The sequence below is a fragment of the Apibacter sp. B3706 genome (genome assembly GCF_011082725.1).
Classification (GTDB): domain Bacteria; phylum Bacteroidota; class Bacteroidia; order Flavobacteriales; family Weeksellaceae; genus Apibacter.
The window spans coordinates 2,134,630-2,155,024 of sequence record NZ_CP049715.1 but is presented as its reverse complement, the minus strand read 5'-3'; the positions used below and the strand labels follow the sequence as shown (position 1 = coordinate 2,155,024).

General features: G+C 29.4%; 21 protein-coding genes. 10 read left to right on the top strand and 11 right to left on the bottom strand.

Annotated features, from left to right (window positions below):
- Window positions 1-10: 10 nt before the first annotated feature.
- From G8C41_RS09395 to rlmD, 9 genes are all read right to left on the bottom strand, one after another.
- The gene (locus tag G8C41_RS09395) at window positions 11-1,276 is read right to left on the bottom strand and encodes a polysaccharide ABC transporter ATP-binding protein (RefSeq protein ID WP_166007477.1); all 1,266 of its coding nucleotides are present in this window, start codon (window positions 1,274-1,276) and stop codon (window positions 11-13) included.
- A gap of 63 nt (window positions 1,277-1,339) precedes the next feature.
- Window positions 1,340-2,200, bottom strand: a complete 861-nt coding sequence (locus G8C41_RS09390) for an ABC transporter permease (RefSeq protein ID WP_105296535.1) — start codon at window positions 2,198-2,200, stop codon at window positions 1,340-1,342.
- 13 nt (window positions 2,201-2,213) lie between these two features.
- A complete protein-coding gene (gene rfbA, locus G8C41_RS09385) occupies window positions 2,214-3,083 on the bottom strand; it encodes a glucose-1-phosphate thymidylyltransferase RfbA (protein WP_166007475.1) in 870 nt (289 codons plus the stop codon).
- A 4-nt stretch (window positions 3,084-3,087) separates the two neighbouring features.
- Complete coding sequence (locus G8C41_RS09380) at window positions 3,088-3,612, bottom strand: hypothetical protein (RefSeq protein WP_105296533.1); 525 nt, start codon at window positions 3,610-3,612, stop codon at window positions 3,088-3,090.
- Between the two features lie 8 nt (window positions 3,613-3,620).
- On the bottom strand, window positions 3,621-4,673 hold the full coding sequence (rfbB, locus tag G8C41_RS09375) for a dTDP-glucose 4,6-dehydratase (protein ID WP_105296532.1): 1,053 nt from the start codon (window positions 4,671-4,673) through the stop codon (window positions 3,621-3,623).
- A 14-nt stretch (window positions 4,674-4,687) separates the two neighbouring features.
- On the bottom strand, window positions 4,688-5,998 hold the full coding sequence (locus tag G8C41_RS09370) for a UDP-glucose dehydrogenase family protein (RefSeq protein WP_166007473.1): 1,311 nt from the start codon (window positions 5,996-5,998) through the stop codon (window positions 4,688-4,690).
- 81 nt (window positions 5,999-6,079) lie between these two features.
- Window positions 6,080-6,760 carry a DUF6048 family protein gene (locus tag G8C41_RS09365; RefSeq protein WP_166007471.1) on the bottom strand — a complete coding sequence of 227 codons (681 nt, stop codon included), beginning with the start codon at window positions 6,758-6,760 and terminating at the stop codon, window positions 6,080-6,082.
- Entirely contained in the window at window positions 6,726-7,208 is a 483-nt protein-coding gene (locus G8C41_RS09360; protein WP_166007469.1) for a DUF6452 family protein, read from the bottom strand. Before G8C41_RS09360 ends, G8C41_RS09365 begins: the two co-directional genes overlap by 35 nt.
- Window positions 7,209-7,210: 2 nt before the next feature.
- Entirely contained in the window at window positions 7,211-8,617 is a 1,407-nt protein-coding gene (gene rlmD / locus G8C41_RS09355) for a 23S rRNA (uracil(1939)-C(5))-methyltransferase RlmD (RefSeq protein WP_166007467.1), read from the bottom strand.
- Between the two features lie 179 nt (window positions 8,618-8,796).
- On the opposite strand from rlmD, the gene G8C41_RS09350 reads away from it, so the two are divergent.
- Complete coding sequence (locus G8C41_RS09350; protein WP_166007465.1) at window positions 8,797-9,981, top strand: pyridoxal phosphate-dependent aminotransferase; 1,185 nt, start codon at window positions 8,797-8,799, stop codon at window positions 9,979-9,981.
- Between the two features lie 101 nt (window positions 9,982-10,082).
- On the opposite strand, the gene G8C41_RS09345 is transcribed toward G8C41_RS09350, so the two are convergent.
- Window positions 10,083-10,409: a YegP family protein gene (locus G8C41_RS09345; protein ID WP_055425503.1), complete on the bottom strand. Its 327-nt coding sequence runs from the start codon at window positions 10,407-10,409 to the stop codon at window positions 10,083-10,085.
- 211 nt (window positions 10,410-10,620) lie between these two features.
- Window positions 10,621-11,415, bottom strand: a complete 795-nt coding sequence (locus G8C41_RS09340; RefSeq protein WP_166007463.1) for a TrmH family RNA methyltransferase — start codon at window positions 11,413-11,415, stop codon at window positions 10,621-10,623.
- An 80-nt stretch (window positions 11,416-11,495) separates the two neighbouring features.
- Between G8C41_RS09340 and G8C41_RS09335 the strand changes: the two genes are divergently transcribed.
- The 9 genes from G8C41_RS09335 (at window position 11,496) to G8C41_RS09295 (ending at window position 20,362) form a co-directional block, all read left to right on the top strand.
- On the top strand, window positions 11,496-11,942 hold the full coding sequence (locus tag G8C41_RS09335) for a ribonuclease domain-containing protein (protein WP_166007461.1): 447 nt from the start codon (window positions 11,496-11,498) through the stop codon (window positions 11,940-11,942).
- A complete protein-coding gene (locus G8C41_RS09330) occupies window positions 11,939-12,214 on the top strand; it encodes a barstar family protein (RefSeq protein WP_166007459.1) in 276 nt (91 codons plus the stop codon). The genes G8C41_RS09335 and G8C41_RS09330 overlap by 4 nt, the downstream gene beginning before the upstream one ends.
- A 73-nt stretch (window positions 12,215-12,287) precedes the next feature.
- Entirely contained in the window at window positions 12,288-13,013 is a 726-nt protein-coding gene (locus G8C41_RS09325) for a polyprenol monophosphomannose synthase (protein WP_160542898.1), read from the top strand.
- The gene (locus G8C41_RS09320; protein ID WP_166007458.1) at window positions 13,010-13,378 is read left to right on the top strand and encodes a DUF4296 domain-containing protein; all 369 of its coding nucleotides are present in this window, start codon (window positions 13,010-13,012) and stop codon (window positions 13,376-13,378) included. The genes G8C41_RS09325 and G8C41_RS09320 overlap by 4 nt, the downstream gene beginning before the upstream one ends.
- 5 nt (window positions 13,379-13,383) lie before the next feature.
- Window positions 13,384-13,866, top strand: a complete 483-nt coding sequence (locus tag G8C41_RS09315; protein ID WP_166007456.1) for a thioredoxin family protein — start codon at window positions 13,384-13,386, stop codon at window positions 13,864-13,866.
- A gap of 86 nt (window positions 13,867-13,952) precedes the next feature.
- Window positions 13,953-16,088: a S9 family peptidase gene (locus G8C41_RS09310; RefSeq protein WP_166007454.1), complete on the top strand. Its 2,136-nt coding sequence runs from the start codon at window positions 13,953-13,955 to the stop codon at window positions 16,086-16,088.
- 600 nt (window positions 16,089-16,688) lie between these two features.
- Window positions 16,689-18,356 (top strand): DUF6909 family protein, encoded by a 1,668-nt coding sequence (locus G8C41_RS09305; RefSeq protein WP_160567880.1) that lies wholly within the window; start codon window positions 16,689-16,691, stop codon window positions 18,354-18,356.
- A gap of 13 nt (window positions 18,357-18,369) precedes the next feature.
- Window positions 18,370-19,410, top strand: coding sequence for a hypothetical protein (locus tag G8C41_RS09300; RefSeq protein WP_166007452.1), 1,041 nt, complete (start codon window positions 18,370-18,372; stop codon window positions 19,408-19,410).
- Complete coding sequence (locus G8C41_RS09295; RefSeq protein ID WP_166007450.1) at window positions 19,391-20,362, top strand: Gfo/Idh/MocA family protein; 972 nt, start codon at window positions 19,391-19,393, stop codon at window positions 20,360-20,362. The genes G8C41_RS09300 and G8C41_RS09295 overlap by 20 nt, the downstream gene beginning before the upstream one ends.
- Window positions 20,363-20,395: the final 33 nt, after the last annotated feature.

Genomic DNA, 20,395 nt, shown 5'->3' with positions numbered 1-20,395 from the left:
TTTTTCATTTTTATCCATAAAACTTATTCGAAAAGTTAAGGTCCGGACGAATTACTCCCGGTAGTAAATTGTTATTTGAGCCCAATGATTCATTTAATATTTCAAATTGAATTACCTCGTTTTGAATATATAATGGGTATTTCTGATCTTCCCCAAATATTAAGTTAAATTTATAAACTCCGGCATTTAATAAATTGGGTTCTATATGGCCTTTAACTATATAAATTCCTTTTTTGGAATCTTTATTCACTGTCACTAACTCTCCTGTATGAAAAATAACGATCTCATCAGAATTTCTTAATTCAAAAGTAACATCTAAATTTATGCCTTGTTTATAATTAAAAAATACTAATTCAAATTCTAATCCTGAAGAAATTGTTAAATAATTACCTTTCACAGGTTGAGTAGTAAACTTTAATATCTTTATATTTTCATTTCCCGGTGCGGAATCAATATCTCCATTATGTTCAAGAGATGATGGAACATTATTTAATTTTTGATAATATTCAACGGATTCCAAAGCCCCTCCCATATAAGATACGCCACCATGTTGCATAACCACCCCCTGGTTGCATAGTGTTTTTATTGCTGCCATATTATGGCTTACAAATAGTACGGTCCTTCCATCATTAACACTTACATCTTTCATTTTTCCTAGGCATTTTTTTTGAAACTCCGCATCACCTACAGCTAATACTTCATCTACAACTAATATTTCCGGCTCTAGATGGGCTGCAACAGCAAATGCCAATCGTACATACATGCCGGAGGAATACCTTTTTACCGGAGTATCTATATATCTTTCAACACCTGAAAAATTTACGATTTCATCAAATTTGGATCGAATTTCTCTTTTAGTCATTCCTAAAATAGCCCCGTTTAAAAAAATATTTTCTCTGCCTGTTAATTCCGGATGGAACCCGGTTCCCACTTCCAATAAAGAGGCTATTCTACCATTAATTTTAATACATCCTGATGTAGGAGATGTAGTTTTAGATAGTATTTTTAATAAGGTTGATTTTCCTGCTCCGTTTCTTCCTATAATGCCTAAGACTTCACCCTGCTTAACGTCGAAACTAACTTCTTTCAATGCCCACACAAAATCTGAAGAACCTTTTGTCGTTCTATCATTCGTTTCTCCTATTTTAGCGAAAGGATCACCCTTGCCTATTGTTTTCCACCACCATCGTTTAAAATCCTGCTGCAAAGTTCCGGTACCTACCTGACCTAATCTATATAGTTTTGAAATATTTTCTATTTTTATTGCTAGATTCATATTGGAAAATAATGAATATACTTTTTATAAATTTTTGGATAAATATAATAATTTATGCATCAATTAAACAGTATCCATAAAGCTTCTTTCCACTTTGTTAAAAATTATAATACCAAAAAATATGCTAAAAAAAGCAAATAGAGTACTATATAATAAGCCTCCCCAACTCAAAACTCCTTCTCCTAGAAAGCCGTATTTAAAGGCTTCTATAATCGGTGAAATAGGATTAATCATAGCTAACCAATGAAAATTTTCGGGAAGTTTGTTATAAATCATGGATATAGGATAAATGATTGGAGTAGCATACATAAGTAATGACACTCCAAATGACAATAAATAGGATAAATCTCTGTATTTAGTTGTCATGGAACTAATAATCATACCTAAACCTAGTCCTATACCTGCCATAAGAACAAGTAAAATAGGAAGTAAAATAGCATATATATTTGTTTGAAGATGAACTCCTTTAAATATATAATAAAACAAAAATATCAGAAATAAAATAAATTGAATTAAAAATTTCAATAAATTACCGATAACTATTGACAAAGGCATGATTAAGCGAGGGAAATATACTTTTCCAAAAATACTTGCATTATCTCTGAATACTGATGAAGTTCCTGTTAAGCAATCTTGAAAATAATTCCAAAGAGTTAAACCCGATAAATAAAATAAAATACCCGGTATTCCATCTGTTTTTATACCGGCAATCCCCCCAAAAACAACCGTAAACATTAAAGAAGTTATAATTGGATTTATAAAAAACCAAAGGGGACCTAGAATGGTTTGCTTATAGTTAGCAACAAAATTTCTCCTTACCATAAGAACTAATAAGTCCCTATAATCCCAAATTTCTTTAAGCTTAAAATCTAATAAAGAATGCTTTGCACTTATATTTTCAGTCCATTTCTGAGTTTCTTCCATTTAATAATAAGCACTAACGTTTATAATAGGTAATATTTTTAAGATATTCTCCATACCCGCTTTTTCCATATTTATTAGCAATCTTATATAATTTTTCAATAGAAATAAATCCTCTCTTATAAGCAGTTTCTTCAATACATCCAATTTTTATACCTTGTCGTTTTTCAATTACACGTATATATTCCGTAGCATCATGAAGAGAATCAAAAGTTCCAGTATCCAGCCAAGCTGTACCTCTGTCCATAACTCCAACTTCCAACTCTTCGTTTTCTAAATATACTTTGTTTACATCTGTAATTTCATACTCTCCTCTAGCTGACGGCTTTAATTCTTTTGCTATTTCTACTACTTTATTATCGTAAAAATATAATCCCGGTACTGCATAGTTTGATTTTGGATTTAATGGCTTTTCTTCTATGGATATAGCTTTCATATCTTCATTAAATTCAACTACCCCATATCTTTCCGGATCATTTACATGGTAAGCAAAAACTATAGCTCCTTTTGGATTGGTTTTGGATCTCAATAATTGGCTTAAACCTGCTCCATAAAAAATATTATCTCCTAATATTAATGCCACCGAATCATCTCCTATAAATTTTTCACCTATAACAAAAGCTTGAGCTAAACCGTTCGGCGTATGTTGGATTTCATAAGTTAAGTTACATCCGAAATCTGAACCATCTCCTAACAATTTTTTGAATGCCTCTTGATCATGAGGTGTGGTAATAATTAATATATCTTTAATTTCTGCATCCATTAAAACCGATAATGGATAATAGATCATAGGCTTATCATAAACAGGCATAAGTTGTTTACTTACTGCAATGGTAAGTGGGTATAATCGTGTTCCGGATCCTCCAGCTAATATAATTCCTTTCATATAATTATTTTATTATAAATGTATTAAACATAACATTATAATCCGACCTATCAGTATTATTTTTATCTTCAACTATTTGTAAAGTAATTGTTTTATCTTCATAGTGCATAGCCCCAACTTCACCGTAAACTTTGTCTCTGGTATCATCGGCTTCGTAATAGGTAGTTATCCAATTAAACTTACCAAGATGGGTTGATTTATTTTTGCTTGTAACTTTAAAATTTACTTTTTGATAAAAAAATTGAAGTTGATTGATTTGATCACTTACTATAGAGTCGGCAGATAATTTCTTATTAAAAATGCTAATCGCTATGGTACTTTCTATTTTGTAATTAGTGTATTTGTCTAATTCAAGATATCTAACTCCTTCTTTGAAATAATCGTTTTTAACTTTCCAATGTAAAGGTAAATTAATAGATAATCCTTCTTTTTGATAGGTATTAGTTGTTTGTTTTTTACTTTCCTTACTTTGTGTACAAGAATTTATTATAAATAACAACGAAAAAATAAATACACTTATTTTACTCATGATAGGTATTACGTTAAATCATATTGTTCATCATAATATTTTCGATATGAGCCACTGGTTACGTGGTTTAACCAATCTTGATTATCCATATACCAATCAATAGTCTTAGTTAATCCTTCCTCAAAATTTACGGAAGGTTTCCATCCTAGCTCTTTGTTTATTTTAGTAGCATCAATAGCATAACGTAAATCATGTCCGGGACGATCTTTAACAAAAGTTATTAATTTAGCACTTTCTCCTTCTTTTCTTCCTAATTTCTTATCCATCAATTTACATAATAAGTGAACTAAATCAATATTTTTCCATTCGTTAAAACCTCCTATATTATAATTTTCTTTGTTTTTTCCTTTATGAAAAACCTGGTCAATAGCTATGGCATGGTCAATTACATACAACCAGTCACGGGTATAATTTCCATCACCATATACAGGTAATGGGTTATTATTAATAATATTATGAATTAACAACGGGATAAATTTTTCCGGAAAATGATTAGGTCCGTAGTTATTAGAACAATTGGTAATTACCACCGGTAAATCATAGGTATCTGTATATGCTCTTACAAAATGATCTGATGAGGCTTTCGAAGCCGAGTAAGGGGAGTGAGGATTGTATTTTGTTTCTTCAGTAAAAAAACCGGTTTCACCTAATGTACCATACACTTCATCTGTTGATACATGATGAAATCTTTTACCTTCATAATTATTATTCCATACTTTTTTTGCAGCATCTAAAAGAATAACCGTGCCTATAACATTAGATTTTACAAATTCCAAAGGTGTGGTTATGGACCTGTCTACATGAGATTCTGCGGCTAAGTGTATTACTCCATCCGGTTGAAATTCTGAAAATATTTCTTTTATTTGTTCTTCGTTAGTTATATCGGCTTTTAAAAATTGGTAATTAGGCTTATTTTCTATATCTTTTAAATTTTCTAAATTACCTGCATAAGTTAATGCATCTAAATTTAAAATTTTATATTCCGGATACTGATTTACAAATCTTCTGACTACATGAGATCCGATAAATCCGGCTCCTCCTGTAATTATTAATTTTTTCATTTATTTAAAATTATCTATCCATTTATTAATTTCCTACCAATACTTTTATAATAAAAGCCATGAATTTCTAATTCATCTACATTATAAAGATTTCTTCCATCAAAAATAGCTTTATTATTCATCTTTTTTTCTAAAATATCAAAATGGGGATGTCTAAATTCACCCCATTCTGTTACAATAATTAAAGCGTCTGCTCCTTCTACACATTCATACATATTGTTGGCATATTCTATTTTATTGCCTAATATTTTTTTTACATTATTGACAGCAATCGAATCGTATGCTTTTACTTTCGCTTCTTTATCCAGAAGCATGTTAATTATTTCAAGTGAGGAAGCTTCCCGAATATCATCCGTATTTTCTTTGAAAGCTAACCCCCAAATTGCTATTTGTTTATTTTTTAAATCACCTAAATATTTTTCGACTTCAGGCACTAATATGGTTTTTTGTCTTTGATTTACCTCTTCTACAGATTCTAAAATTTCAAAAGTATATCCAACTTCTTTTCCGCTTTTAATTAAAGCTTTTACATCCTTGGGAAAACAACTCCCTCCATATCCTACACCCGGAAATAAAAATCGATTCCCGATTCTTTCATCCGACCCCATACCTAATCGTACTTTATCAACATCTGCTCCTACCTTTTCGCAGTAATTAGCTACTTCATTCATAAAGGTGATTTTGGTGGCTAAGAAAGAATTGGAAGCATATTTTGTTAACTCAGAAGATTTTTCATCCATCTTTATCATTTTAGCACCGGCATTAGTTAAGGACAAATAAATTTTATCCATTATTTCAAATGCTTTTTGTGAACCAGCTCCCACAATTACTCTTTCAGGATTCATAAAATCTTCCACAGCGTATCCTTCTCGTAAAAATTCCGGATTTGAAACTACATCGAAAGGTACTTGTGTTTTTGATTTTATCAGGTTTTTGACTTTTTCTGCTGTACCTACCGGAACCGTACTTTTATTTACAATTAAGGTATATTCAGTCATTAGATCTCCTATTTGACCGGCAACTTCCAGTACGTAAGACAGATCCGCTGAACCATCTTCTCCAGGAGGAGTTGGCAAGGCTAAAAATATTACATTTGAAACTCGCATTGCTTCACTCAAATCCGTGGTAAAAAACAAACGACCTCCTTTTATATTTCTCAGAAATACTTCTTCTAATTGTGGTTCATAAATGGGTACTTGCCCACTTTTCATCAAGGTAACTTTTTCTTCATTTATATCAACACAATGTACACTATGTCCCAAATCTGCAAGGCATGTTCCTGAAACCAGTCCTACATATCCTGTCCCAACAATTGTAATATTCATATATTTAAATATTTTACAAAAATATAATTTATATTTTATTAATTATTTTATCTATTAGTAATACAATAGGTTTTAATAGGATTAAAATAATTTATAAGATATCCCCCAGAAAAGAGATATATTTGCCGATCCCTTATCTTTTCCATACCCGGGAATAACTAAATTGTCTACATTTTTCTGTTTGCTGGAAAACAATAGAAATTTCGGACGAACCATGAAATCAATATAAAACGGTGAGTTTCCAATTTGAACTTTAGCTCCTGTCACTGCTTCTAACCAGCCGGAACTTACATTTGCTTCCGGTAAAGAACCTTCTCCAATTATTTGTATTTGCCCTTCGGGATTCATTCCCTTAAGAGGATATTTTTTTACATTTTGCTTGAAAGGGGAATAACCAAATCTTCCTCCTATATAAAACCCTTCGCCTGATTTTTCATAGTTGTTAGTTAAAATATAATTTATTCCTATTTCTCCAAAAACTCCTTTTGCATCAATATTCCAGTTATTTTTATTATAAATATTTTTTTCATACCCTACTTCGGCAATAGCCAACCACCTATTTTTAATTTTATAAGCAATAAAACTACTATAATTTTTTTTATCTGCAAAAAAACCAGCAACCGGATTTAATAAATCCACTCCTATAAATAGTTGATGCTTTGGATTTTTTACCGGGACAGAATCGTTGCTTTTAGTTTGGGAATGAGCATATATACCCAGAAATACACTAATAAGCAATACGTAAATTCGTAGAGGATTCATTATAAATTTGATTAGTTTGACCTGTTAAGGATTTTATAGTTGTAAGCGCAGTTGCATCATAAGTTACCTCATTAAATATTATCTTGAATCCACATGCCTTTGAAACAAATTGCTGATCAGTCAGGTATTTTATTGTAATAATATTTTTACTTGAATCCGGAGTATGCAGTGTATCATATAAATAAAAAACAGTTTCATCGGATAAAGAATTTAATGGTAATTGAATACTGTCTTTCCCAAGAAAGACACCTTCCGAATGTACAGAACCATCCGGCATTTTCCTGTCAACATATAATCGGGTTTTCTTATATTTATTACCTAAACTATCCAATTCTATAGTCAATCTTGGTGTAGTAACTTTGTCGCAAACATCATCATCTACACAGGAAAAAACAAGTAAACCTATAAAGAATAGGACGAATAGTATATTTATTTTTTTTTGAAACATTTTTATTTTAGTTTAAGAAGCGCAACACTTTCAACATGATAAGTCTGTGGAAACATATCTACAGCTTGAACTTTTACAACCTCATATTTTTCTTTCATCAACTCCAGATCCCTAGCTTGTGTTGCTGAATTACAACTTACATAAACTATTTTTTGGGGGGCTATGCGTAATATAGTGTCTACTACATTTTTATGCATTCCTTCTCTCGGCGGATCGGTAACAATAATATCCGGATGACCGTTTTCATGAATAAATTCTTCCGTGAAAATATCTTTCATATCTCCACAATAAAAACGACAATTTTTAATATTATTATACTCTGCATTTTCTTTCGCAGCTTTTATTGCCTCGGGTACCGCTTCTACACCGACCACCGTTTTTGCTTTACGAGAAATAAATTGCGCTATGGTTCCTGTTCCTGTATAAAGATCATACACTACTTCATCGCCTTTTAAATCTGCAAAATCTCTTGCTATTTCGTATAATTTTACGGCTTGTTTATAATTAGTTTGAAAAAATGATTTGGGTCCAATTTTAAATTTTAGTCCTTCTATCTCCTCCGTTAAAAAACCATTTCCATGGAATATTTTAACATCCAAATCATATAAGCTGTCATTTCCTTTAGAATTTATTGCATAAAGAATCGTTTTTACTTCAGGAAATTCTTCACGAATATAGTTCAATATTTTGCCAATATTTTGCTCATCCTCTCTAAAAAACTGTAACAAAACCATTAGATCATTTTTAGAATTAGAACGAATCATTAATGTTCTAAGAAATCCGCTTTGTTCTTTAAAATCATAAAATTCCATCTTATGCTTTAAAGCAAACTCTTTAATTGAATTTCTGATTTTATTTGAAGGTTCTTGTTGTAAAAAACATTCTTTAATGTCTAATACTTTATTCCATTGTTGAGGTATGTGAAAACCCAACGCATTTTTATCTTCAATATCTATATCGGATTGTATTTCCTCAGATGTCAACCATCGAGCATTAGAAAAGGAAAATTCCATTTTATTTCTGTAGAAATACTTATCCGTTGAAGGGACAATGGTTAATTCTTGAAAATTATCAATTTTTCCAATTCTTTTTATATTATTGTAAACCTCTTTCTCTTTATATTCTAATTGTTTTTCATAAGAAAGATTTTGCCATTTACAACCTCCGCATATTCCAAAATGCATACATTCGGGATCCACTCGATCAGAAGAATATTTAATAAAATCTAAAACTTTAGCTTCGTAATAATTTTTTTTAGACTTAATTACCTGGGCATTAACTACATCCCCCGGTACGGCATATCCTACTAATACTGTTTTTCCTTCTTCAGTTTTTCCTATCGCAACCCCTTTAGCTCCGGCAGTAGTAAGCTCTAAATTGGGAATTAGTATATTTTTTTTTCTTCTCAAATTACAGAATATAAAATAAGATTACAAAAATACACAAAAAATGTATTCTATAAAAAGAGTTTATATTTACTGATTTTGAACTGAATACTCTTCATATTTTTATCTTATAAAACTATTTTAATCTAAAAAAATACTGTATTTTTGAGTTTTGAAAAACAATAAAAATTAATTAGTCCAAAATGAATTTATTATCCGATCGCGTTAATCGTCTTAGCTATTCTCAAACCTTTGTTATGTCTAACAAAGCTCGAGAATTAAAAGCTCAAGGAATCAATGTTATTAGCTTAACTTTGGGAGAGCCTGATTTTGAAATTCCTGAATTTGTAAGGGAATCTGCCATCAAAGCGATTAATGATGGTGTTAAATCCTACACACCCGTTCCCGGATATCTTGAATTAAGAAAAGCTATTGCTAATAAATTTAAAAGAGACAATAATTTAGAATATAAACCTGATCAAATAGTAGTTTCGAACGGAGGAAAACAGTCTATTATTAATGTATTGCTTTCAATCATTAATGATGGAGATGAAGTAATCGTTCCTGCTCCTTATTGGGTAAGCTATTATGAAATGGTTAAACTTGCCGGAGGGGAAAATATTGTGGTAACTACTACCATTGACACTGATTTTAAAATCACACCCGAACAGCTTGAGAATGCTATAACTCCAAAAACCAAAGCGTTTTTATTCAGCTCTCCATGTAATCCTTCGGGAACCGTCTATACTAAAGAGGAATTATATGCCTTAGCTAAGGTATTGGAAAAGCATCCTAACGTAATTATTATTTCTGATGAAATATATGAATATATAAATTACGAAGGAAAACACGAAAGTATAGCTCAATTTCCTGAAGTTTTTAATCAGACTGTAACAATTAACGGCGTTTCCAAATCGTATGCCATGACAGGTTGGAGAATTGGATATTTAGGAGGCCCAAAATGGCTTACTGATGCTTGTGATAAAATTCAAGGACAAATGACCTCAGGAGCAAATTGTATTGCTCAAATGGCATCTATAACAGCTATTGAAGCTGATCCTTCAGTTATTAATTATATGATTGACGGTTTTAAAAAGAGAAGGGAGCTTATATACAATTTATTGCACGAAATTCCGGGATTTAAAGTTAATAAACCGGCCGGAGCATTTTATTTCTTTCCTGATGTATCTTTTTATTTTGGAAAGACTATTCAAGGACATAAGATTACAAATTCCGACGATTTTGCTTTATTATTATTAGAAAAAGCACATGTAGCAACAGTGGGTGGTGTATGTTTTGGAGACAGTAATTGCATACGATTATCGTATGCGGCTTCTGAAAAAGATCTTATTGAAGCTTTAAAAAGAATTAAAAATACCCTATCGTAAAAAAATCATTTCTTAGTTATAAAAAATAAAAGCTGTGAAAATTCACAGCTTTTATTTTTAGTAAATATTCAAACCTAATTTATAGGCTCCGGTAAATTTTTCTATTTAGATAAATCAACCGTTTCTGCTGTCGGGGCATTGTTCATTACTGATTTTACACCATTCTTAGCATTAGTTTCATTGTCATAAAGCTCGCTGGTTCCTACTATTTGTCCGTTACCGGCTTTTAAGTTAAAGAACCATTTTTTGTTAGTGGACTGTTTCAATTCAAAACGATCTTCGTTTTTAGAATTTCTTTTTACAGAACTAACACCTTTTTGACAATTTGTTTTTTGGGTGTATCCTTCACTTGCCAGGATAATTTGCCCGTTTTTTGCTTTCAGTCTAAATCGAAAAGCACCTGATTTGTCTTTAAAAATTTCAAACATAGTTGTACAAATTTTAGTCTTACTTTATTAAGCTTTTTAGTGTTATTTATCCAACTATATTACAATATTCTTGTTTTTTTCAACAAATAATAGAGTAACAATGTTCTCTTTTTCTAAACAATTTCATACAAAGATATAAGTTCTAATTAATAAAGAACAAGAATAATATATTTTTATGACATAATACACATAAAGTTTGCAAATATTATTTTCATAAGTGCTTGTTTAACATGATTTTTTGTCTTTCCACTTCATAACAAACAATTGCAACTGCATTGCTTACATTTAATGAATCTATTTGTCCTTTCATAGGAATTAGTATATTTTCTTTTATTTTATCTTTCCAAAAATCAGAAATACCGGAATGCTCTGTTCCAAATATGACTGCAGCTGATTGGGTAAAATCAACATTTTGTATAATTTTTGAGGTTTCAGTCATATAAGTAGCATAAATTGGCACACCCATTTTTATAAGAAAATCATATATATTTGCATTATTTGTTGATATAATAGGAATATTAAAAAAACTTCCTACCGATGACCGTAGTACATTGGGATTATACAGATCTGCTTTTTCTTCACATACTACAACCATATCTACACCAAACGCATCTGCTGACCTGCATATTGCCCCAAGATTACCCGGTTTTTCAATTGATTCAATAACCAGGATAAATGGGCGATTCGGTAATTTTATTTGGTCTAATTCATAGGTCTTATATTCATAAACCCCCAGTATGCCTTCAGATAGTTTCCTATAAGCGATCTTATCATAAACAGATTGTGATACTTCATATTTTATAGCGGAAGAAGGAAGTGTTATAGAATCTTGAAAAATATGTGGTTGTATGTAAAATTCAATAGGAACAAAACCATTTTTTAAGGCGAAAAAATTTTCGTTTTTGCCTTCAACAATGAATTTCCTTTGACTTTTCCTTTCTTTACTTTTTTCTAATAATTTTACTAAATTCTTTATTTTTGGATTTTTATTACTTTCTATATACATGATATAAAAGAAATTTGGCAAAAGTAAAAAAACTTATTCATTATTTAGATAATTTTATTACTTATATTTGAATTATTAGCATGAAAATTAAAAAACAACCCTTTTTTTATAGTCTTTTCTTTAGTGTTTTAATAATAATTTCCTTAATCCTTAGTTATAACCTTTCAACTAAAAAATTAAATGTTGGGCAATTTAATATAGAACAGCTAAGTTCAGAAGATATTGTTATAAATTATATAAAAATACATCATTCCTTACCAAATTATTATATTAAAAGATTAGATGCGCGTAAAGCCGGTTGGAAACCCGAAAAAGGTAATTTATGTCAAATACTCCCGGGTAAAATAATTGGCGGGGATATATTTAAAAATAGAGAAAATAAGATTCCATCGAAAAAGGGAAGAAAATGGACGGAAGCCGATTTAAATTATAAATGCGGTATGAGAGGTGCCGATCGTGTTATTTTTTCGAATGATGGACTAATTTTTGTAACTTATGACCATTATAAGACTTTTCAACAAAGATGAAAACAGTTTCTTTTGATTTCCAATCTATTTCTTCTTTACCTAAATTTTACCGAGTTTTTCAAAAAAAATTCGGCCTTGATTCTCATACGGCCAATAATTTGGACGGACTTTGGGATACGCTTACCGGTATTATTGAGTTGCCTGTAAAAATTAATTTCCAAAACTTAGATTTAGATAAACTCCAAAAGTTTAAACAATTAATTACCTTATTTGAAGAAGCTGAAAAAGAAACTGATAGAGAACTCTTGTTTTCTTATTTTTTATCCAACTAACTTATAATTTTGGATTACCTTTGTTGCTAATGTTGCTAGAAACATAAATTTACTTTATTAAAAACAATATACTGTGTCCGATAAAAAACTAGTCATAATTCCTACATACAATGAAATTGAAAACATTGAAGATATCATTTCATGTGTGTTTAGCCTGGAAGAGGATTTCGATATATTGATTGTAGATGATTCTTCTCCTGATGGCACAGGAGAGACGGTTGCCGACTTAATTCCAACATATTCCAATCGTCTTTTTTTAGAAGTTCGAAGTACTAAAAATGGCTTGGGAAGAGCCTATATTCATGGTTTTAAATGGGCATTGCAAAAGGGATATGATTATATTTTTGAAATGGATGCTGACTTTTCACATAATCCTAATGATTTAATTAAACTGTATCGGGCTTGTAAAAATGGAGCAGATTTAGCTGTTGGTTCTCGTTATTGCCAGGGTGTTAATGTAGTTAATTGGCCGATGAATCGGGTGCTACTTTCTTTTTTTGCCTCTAAATATGTGCGTTTGATTACCGGATTGCCCATTAACGATTCTACTGCCGGTTTTGTATGTTTCACTCGAAAAGTATTGGAGGAATTACCTCTAGATCAAGTGGAATTAGTAGGATATGGCTTTCAAATTGAAATGAAATTTAGAGCGTATTGCAAAAAATTTAAAATTGTAGAAATTCCTATTATATTTACAGACCGAACTAAAGGAAAATCGAAGATGAGTGGAGCCATCATCAGTGAAGCTGTTTTCGGAGTAATTAAAATGAAATTTATGTCTTTATTAGGAAGATTATGAGGCTTTATTTTTATATATTTATTAGTCTGTCTTTAGTGCTTTTTTCATGCCAACACCCGCTTGAAAAACCTGAACATCTGCTCTCTAAAAAGGATATGATTGCTATTTTAAGTGACATATATTTATATAAACAAACTCCAACCAATCTTCCATTGGATCAAGAAACTGCTTTTGATACATACGTTTCTATATTTAAGGCTCATCATACCACTAAAGAAATTTTTCAAAACAGTTACATATATTACTATACAGATGTAAATGCTTTACAGCATATATATGATAAAGTTATTGATAATCTTAAAAGTAAATTAACTAAAGATCAGCAACAACAATTAAAAGAAGAAGAATCACCCGAAAACCCTTGATAAAAATGAAAATCAAATTTTTAGTTCTATGTATATTTTTTGTCTCAATGGTATTTTCACAAGATAAAAAAATATATAATCCTGAAGATCATGCTCAACAAAAAATTGATTCTTGTATTAGTGAAGCTAAAAAAGAAAAAAAATTTATTTTGCTTCAAATCGGTGGAAATTGGTGTATCTGGTGTATTCGATTCAATACTCTAACTCAAAATAACGATGCTATAAAGAATATTTTAACGGAAAATTATATTGTATATCATTTAAATTATTCAAAAGAAAATAAAAATGAGTCTATTTTAGCTAAGTTAGGCTATCCTCAACGTTTTGGTTTTCCAGTATTCGTAATCTTAAATGAAAAAGGTGAAAGAATTCATACGCAGCAATCTGATTTTTTAGAAGACAACAATTCAGGATATGACGTTAAAAAAGTTGAAAAATTTTTAAATGATTGGTCTCCAAAAGCCGTTGATCCCAATTTCAATAATTAATTGAAGGTACTTTCGTTTGTTATTAAAAGCGTATGTTAGCTAATAAAAGCTATTATTTATTATTCTAAATTTTAAAAATGATCTTTATGAGATTTGATAAAAGTATATTGTTATCTATAATTTTATGCATATTCGTAGTAAATATTAATGCTCAAAAAATAACACTAGAAGAAATATGGAGCGGTAAATTTTATCCAAAAACCATTTCAGGAATAAAATCTTTAAAAAATGGTAAAGAATATACTATTCTAACTAAAAATGGTATTGAAAAATATTCCTATGATGCCTTTGATAAAATAAATACGATCATTTCGGGTACTTATTCCGATTATTTATTTAATAACGATGAAAATTATTTACTTTTAGAAAATGAATCGTTTCCAATATATCGACGCTCAAAATCGGGAATTTATACTCTGTATAACATAAAAACCCAATCATTTTTTGAGGTTTTCAACAAAAAACCCATACAAGAACCTATTTTTTCTCCTGATGGTTCTAAAATAGCATTTGTTTATGAAAATAATATCTATTATCAAGAATTTCCCTCATTGCAAATAACACAAGTTACGCATGATGGAAAAAAGAATAAAATCATAAATGGAATTTCAGATTGGGTTTATGAAGAAGAGTTTGCTCATGTAAGAAACTTTGAATGGTCGCCGGACGGAAAGAATATTGCCTTTATACATTTTGATGAATCTCATGTTAAAGAAATTGATATTCCATTATATGAAAACTTTTTGTATCCCAATCATTTCATTTATAAATATCCAAAAGCTGGAGAAGACAATTCTATTGTTAGCTTAAAGTTATATAATTTAGATAAAAAAGAAATTAATACGGTTTCTTTATCTAATTACGAAAATTATTATATTATAAATAGTAAATTCTCACCCAATGGAGATTTATTCGCAATAACTTCCAATCGTTTTCAAAATAAAATTACTGTTTTAAAAATAAACCCGGCAAATCTTAACACTCAATTATTAGTAACGGAAACATCCACTACTTGGATTGACACTGACAAACTTTATATTAATTTATTAGCCGATGGAAGTTTTGTTTTAAACTCCGAAAAAAACGGCTACAATCACTTATATCTTTATAATGCTAAAGGACAAATAATAAAACCTATTACTAAAGGGAATTGGGACGTAATTCGAATTTATGGAATAGATAATAAAAATTCCCTCTTATACTTTCAATCCAATGAAAAAGGATCTAACAATAGGATAGTTACCTCCGTTAACATTAAAACCGGTAAACAGAAAATTTTAACAAATGAAATAGGAACCCATAATGCTTCATTTAGTACTGATTTTTCTTATTTCATCGATCAATTTAGTACAGCAAATACACCTCCTGTATTTACATTGAGGAACAATAACGGATCTATATTAAAAACTCTGGAAGATAATTCGTCCTTAGTATCTTATGCCAATAAGAAAGAAATTCAAAAATTAGAATTTATTGAAATTCCAGCTAAAAATGGGATTAAGTTGAAATCATACATGATTAAACCTATAAATTTCAATCCTGATAAAAAATATCCTGTTTTAATGTATGTATACGGAGGCCCCGGATCTCAAACGGTAACCAATTCTTGGGATTCATTCAATTATTGGTGGCACCAAATGCTTGCGCAAGAAGGATATATAATTGTTTCCGTTGATGGAAGAGGAACCGGAGGAAGAGGGGAATACTTTAAAAAATCAACATATAAACAGCTAGGTAAACTTGAACTTGAAGATCAAATTGCTGCTGCAAAGTGGTTGCAAACCCAATCTTTTATCGATTCTAACAGAATTGGGATATGGGGCTGGAGCTTTGGTGGTTATTTAACTTCTCTATGTATGACAAAGTCTAATGGATTATTTAAAATGGGAATAGCTGTTGCGCCGGTAACCAATTGGAGATTCTATGATACTATTTATACCGAACGATTTTTACAAACTCCACAAGAAAATCCAACAGGATATGACGAAAATTCACCTATAAACTTTGCAAAAGATTTACAGGGTAAATTTTTAATTATTCATGGAACGGCAGATGACAATGTACATTTTCAAAATTCTGCAGCAATGATCAAAGCTCTTATTGAAAATGGAAAACAATTTGATACAGCTATTTATCCTGATAAAGATCATGGAATTTATGGCGGAAATACTCGATATCATTTATATCAAAAAATGACTAGTTACGTTAAATCAAATCTGTAGGAATTTTTATATATTAACTTTTACTACTGATACATATATGTTTGTAGTTTCTCTTCTTATTGCATCAAATAAAATTTCACAAGAACAATAAAGAAAATTTACTACTCCTTATCTTATGAGCTTAAGGGCAAAATATAATTTATTAATCCATATTAAGAAATTCAAAGATTTAATTACAAATAAATAAAATCAATTATAATGCTGTAATTACAGTTTTTATGACGAGACAATATAATTTATAAATTTTAGCTAAAATATTCAAAAAAGATACGCAAAATATACTTTGGCTTTATTTTTGTGATAAAATAAAATAATTTATACTTTATACCTCTTATTAATTTTTCCTTTATACTAATTATTTAATATTTTTTTTTAATATAAATTTTTAAACCAACAAAAGAGCAATATGATTGAATTTTATTTTCTGATACATTAGTTATTTTAATATTATTATATTAATACACACAACTTATTTAAATATTTATTCTAATTTATATTATAACTAATACGGAAATCTTTTTTCCATAAAGGGTTACGTCCAATTATTAATCCCTATACCAAATAAAAGAATGTATTATCTTTGTTTAAAAAATTATCAAGATGACAATATATAAAGCCAGAGAATCGACAGATGTAATTGAAAGATTATATATTACCATGCGTCATCTTTTTAACCGAGGTGGCTTCAAACCAACGGGTACTTCAGGACTTGAATTAAGAAACTATTTATTAAAATTAAATCCGGAAATATATGGATCAATAGCCGATCCGGATAAAGTGGAACTTAATGGGCTCAACTATGTTTTAGATAGGCTCCCCCAAGGTATTGAAGAATGTTCATTTATATTTTTAACCTCCAATGAAGGATTAGACAAATCATCATTTACCCCTATCTATCCTAAAAAAAGAAGGAGAACTTGTTATCGGGTGGATGAGCACCAAATGAACATTGAAGTATTATTAGGAAGATCTGAAATTTATGATATATTAACCCACCTTACGTTTTTATATAATGAAGCAGACAAAATCAGAAAAAGAACTCATGATTTTAACGGAAAAGTGGGAAGAATTTGGATATCTGTTGAAAATGCAGCCTTAAGCTCTGAACCTTTAAAAAGAAAAGAAAGAGAGGTAATTTTAGCTCATATAGCCACCATGCTGGGCAGAAGTTTTGATGAAGTAATTACTGCTTATAAAAACTTTCAAGAAACAAATGATCCTGATCGTTTTATAAAGATTATTTACAATTTAGGAAGAGTAAGTAAAGAAGACGAAATAGGAATTCGAAGAAGAGAAATATTTTTCAGCTCCATTTTGAAGGAAAGAGTAGGTCATCATTTATTTGGTGAAAAATGGGCGGAAAATGTTAAAAAAACATTAATTAAAAATAAGTTAATAAATAAAAAAATTCACATTATAAGCTCCAATATGCATAGTGTGAAAAATATGTTGTATGCTTTTGATTCTTTAAATAAGACTTTTCATGCAGATGAAGAATTAAAAATGTATGAAGATTTAAGTAAAAATTTAGATTTAGTTGATTCTGTAAAAAGTTATGCTCAAAAAAATGGCATGATATACAGTAAAGATACCAGCGGATCAAATATTGACGTTCAAATCTTCGATCTATCTAAGATTAATTTTAAAAACACCCCTTTTAAAAATATTAAAAACATAAACAAAGAAGACATTTTAATTGTTTTTGATTATGCATTCGGAGAACAAGCTTTTGAGATAATGGATGAATTATTAAGGCCTATAAATAATGCGAAAGAAAAATTAAAGCTAAATGTTGACTCAATATCTATCTTAGGTAAAGCCGGAATTTTAGTTGGAAATAAAGGCGATATTATGATTCCAACTGCTCATATATTTGAAGGGACAGCAGATAACTACCCTTTTCATAACCAACTTTCTTTAAAAGATTTTGAGGGATATAATATTAACGCTTATAAAGGAGCCATGATTACCGTATTAGGTACTTCTTTACAAAATAAAAATGTTTTGACTTATTTTATGCAAACATCTTGGAAAGCCATCGGTTTAGAAATGGAGGGAGCACATTATCAAAAAGCTATTCAAGTGGCATCTAAAATACGTCATCATATAGGTGAAAACGTAAAATTAAGATATGCTTATTATGCTTCAGATAATCCATTAGAAACTGGAAGTACATTAGCCTCCGGAGGATTGGGTTTAACCGGTGTAAAACCTACGTATTTGATCACTCAAAAAATATTAGAGCAAATTTTAACTATTAAGAATTAATTATATAAAATAAATGGATAACGAAAATAAAAATTTAAATTTGGAAAATAATAAAAATTTAAATCCAGATCTTGATTTTATAAGTCTCTTAGATTATTTTAAAAACATCTTTAAAAATTTTATTTCTTCTACTCTTAATTTTTTCTGGAAGAATATTATAACACCTCTTTTATGGTTTTTTATTTTATTAAAAAGATATTTTTTCATAATAGTAATTACTGTTATAATATTTGGCTTAGTAGGATATTTCAATAAAAGAGTTTTACCAAGCTATTATAATTATGAAATGATTTTAGCTCCTAATTTTAAAAGTGCGTCCAAACTTTACCAACAAATTAATTCATATAATCAATCATGCGGAAAATTGGATAATGCATTTTTCAAGGATTTAAAATCAATTTCGATCAGTCCCATAAAAACTTTTACAAGCGAACTAGATATTTTCTACCGTTATGTACAAAAAAATTCAGATTTTTATAAAAATGATACTATTTTTTCAAGACAATTTAAAATAGAGGATTTCAGAAAACTTTTGGTAGATACAGATTATCCTAATCATATTGTATACATTACATCTTTAAAAAAACTTTCACCTGATGAAATCAAAAGTAAAATTATAGATCCCATTGAAAATGATATCTTTTATAAAAAAATTAAAGATGCTAATTTAAATTCTCTGGATATTAAAAGCAATCTATATAAAAAAGATTTAAAAGTAATTGATACCTTATTATTATCTATAGCTAAAGGAGACAAAACTAAAGTTTCCTCTTCCATATCATTAAATGGAGAATCAAAGACAAACGTTGAACAAGACTTACTTAATAAATCCTTAGAAATAACCAAATCATTAGCTGAAATTGAAGTTGAAAAAGTTCAAGAATCTCAAGTAATATCATTAATTTCTGAGCCACAATTAGTAAATAGTAAATCTTTATTTTATAAACGTGATACTCTTACTTTCGCATTAGCAGGTCTAATATTTTCAATTGCTGTAATTTTATTAATTCAATTTGTAAAATATTTAAATAAATTTGAAAAAAAACATTCTTAAAATAGCTATTATAGGATACGGCCATATAGGAAAAATACACTTTGAAAATATATCACATAATGAAAATTTAAATGTAGTTGCTTTGATAGATACGGATAATTTTATTTTGGAAAATAAAAATATCCCTATTTTTCAAAGTATATCAGAATGCCATATTATTTTCCCTGATATTGATTTGTATATAGTTGCAACACCCAACGGTTACCATTATAAACAAACGAAAGAAATCCTGGAATTATCTAAAAATGTGTTGGTGGAAAAACCCATTACATTCCATAAATTCCAGATTGAAGAATTAATTACTATTGCAAAGAATAATAATGTTCGATTATTTACCTCTTTGCAATTACGTTTTTCACATATAATAAATCATGTCAAAAATTTAATTGACAATGATTATTTAGGTGAAATTTTTCTTATAAATATTGAATGTTTTTGGAACAGAAATAACCGCTATTATAAAAAAAATTCATGGCGTGGAACAAAGCAGTTAGATGGAGGAATACTGTTTACGCAATTTTCTCATTTCATAGACATAATACATTATTTGTTGGGAAAAATTGAATTAATAAGCAATTTAACTGCCAATTATACGCATCAAAACGTAATTGAATTCCCCGATAGTGGAATTTTACAATTTAAATCGGGAAAGACACTGGGAAGTATGTGTTACACCATCTCTACCTATGAAAAAAACTTTGAATCATCAATTACTATCATTGCAGAAAAAGGAACAATAAAAATTGGTGGCCAATATTTGGATCAACTAGTACATTATAATGTAAAAGAGAGCTTTTTTGAAGGTATTGATTTACCCAAAGAACCGCTTCATAAATTGTTATATAAAGAAATAGTACATTCGTTAAAAAATTCAACCTCATCTCATTTAGATGCTGAAAATTCGATTGAAACTATTGATTTTATTGATAAAGCGTCTAGCTATTTAGCCTAAACAAATTGGCTTATTTATAAACTAGTGATGGAA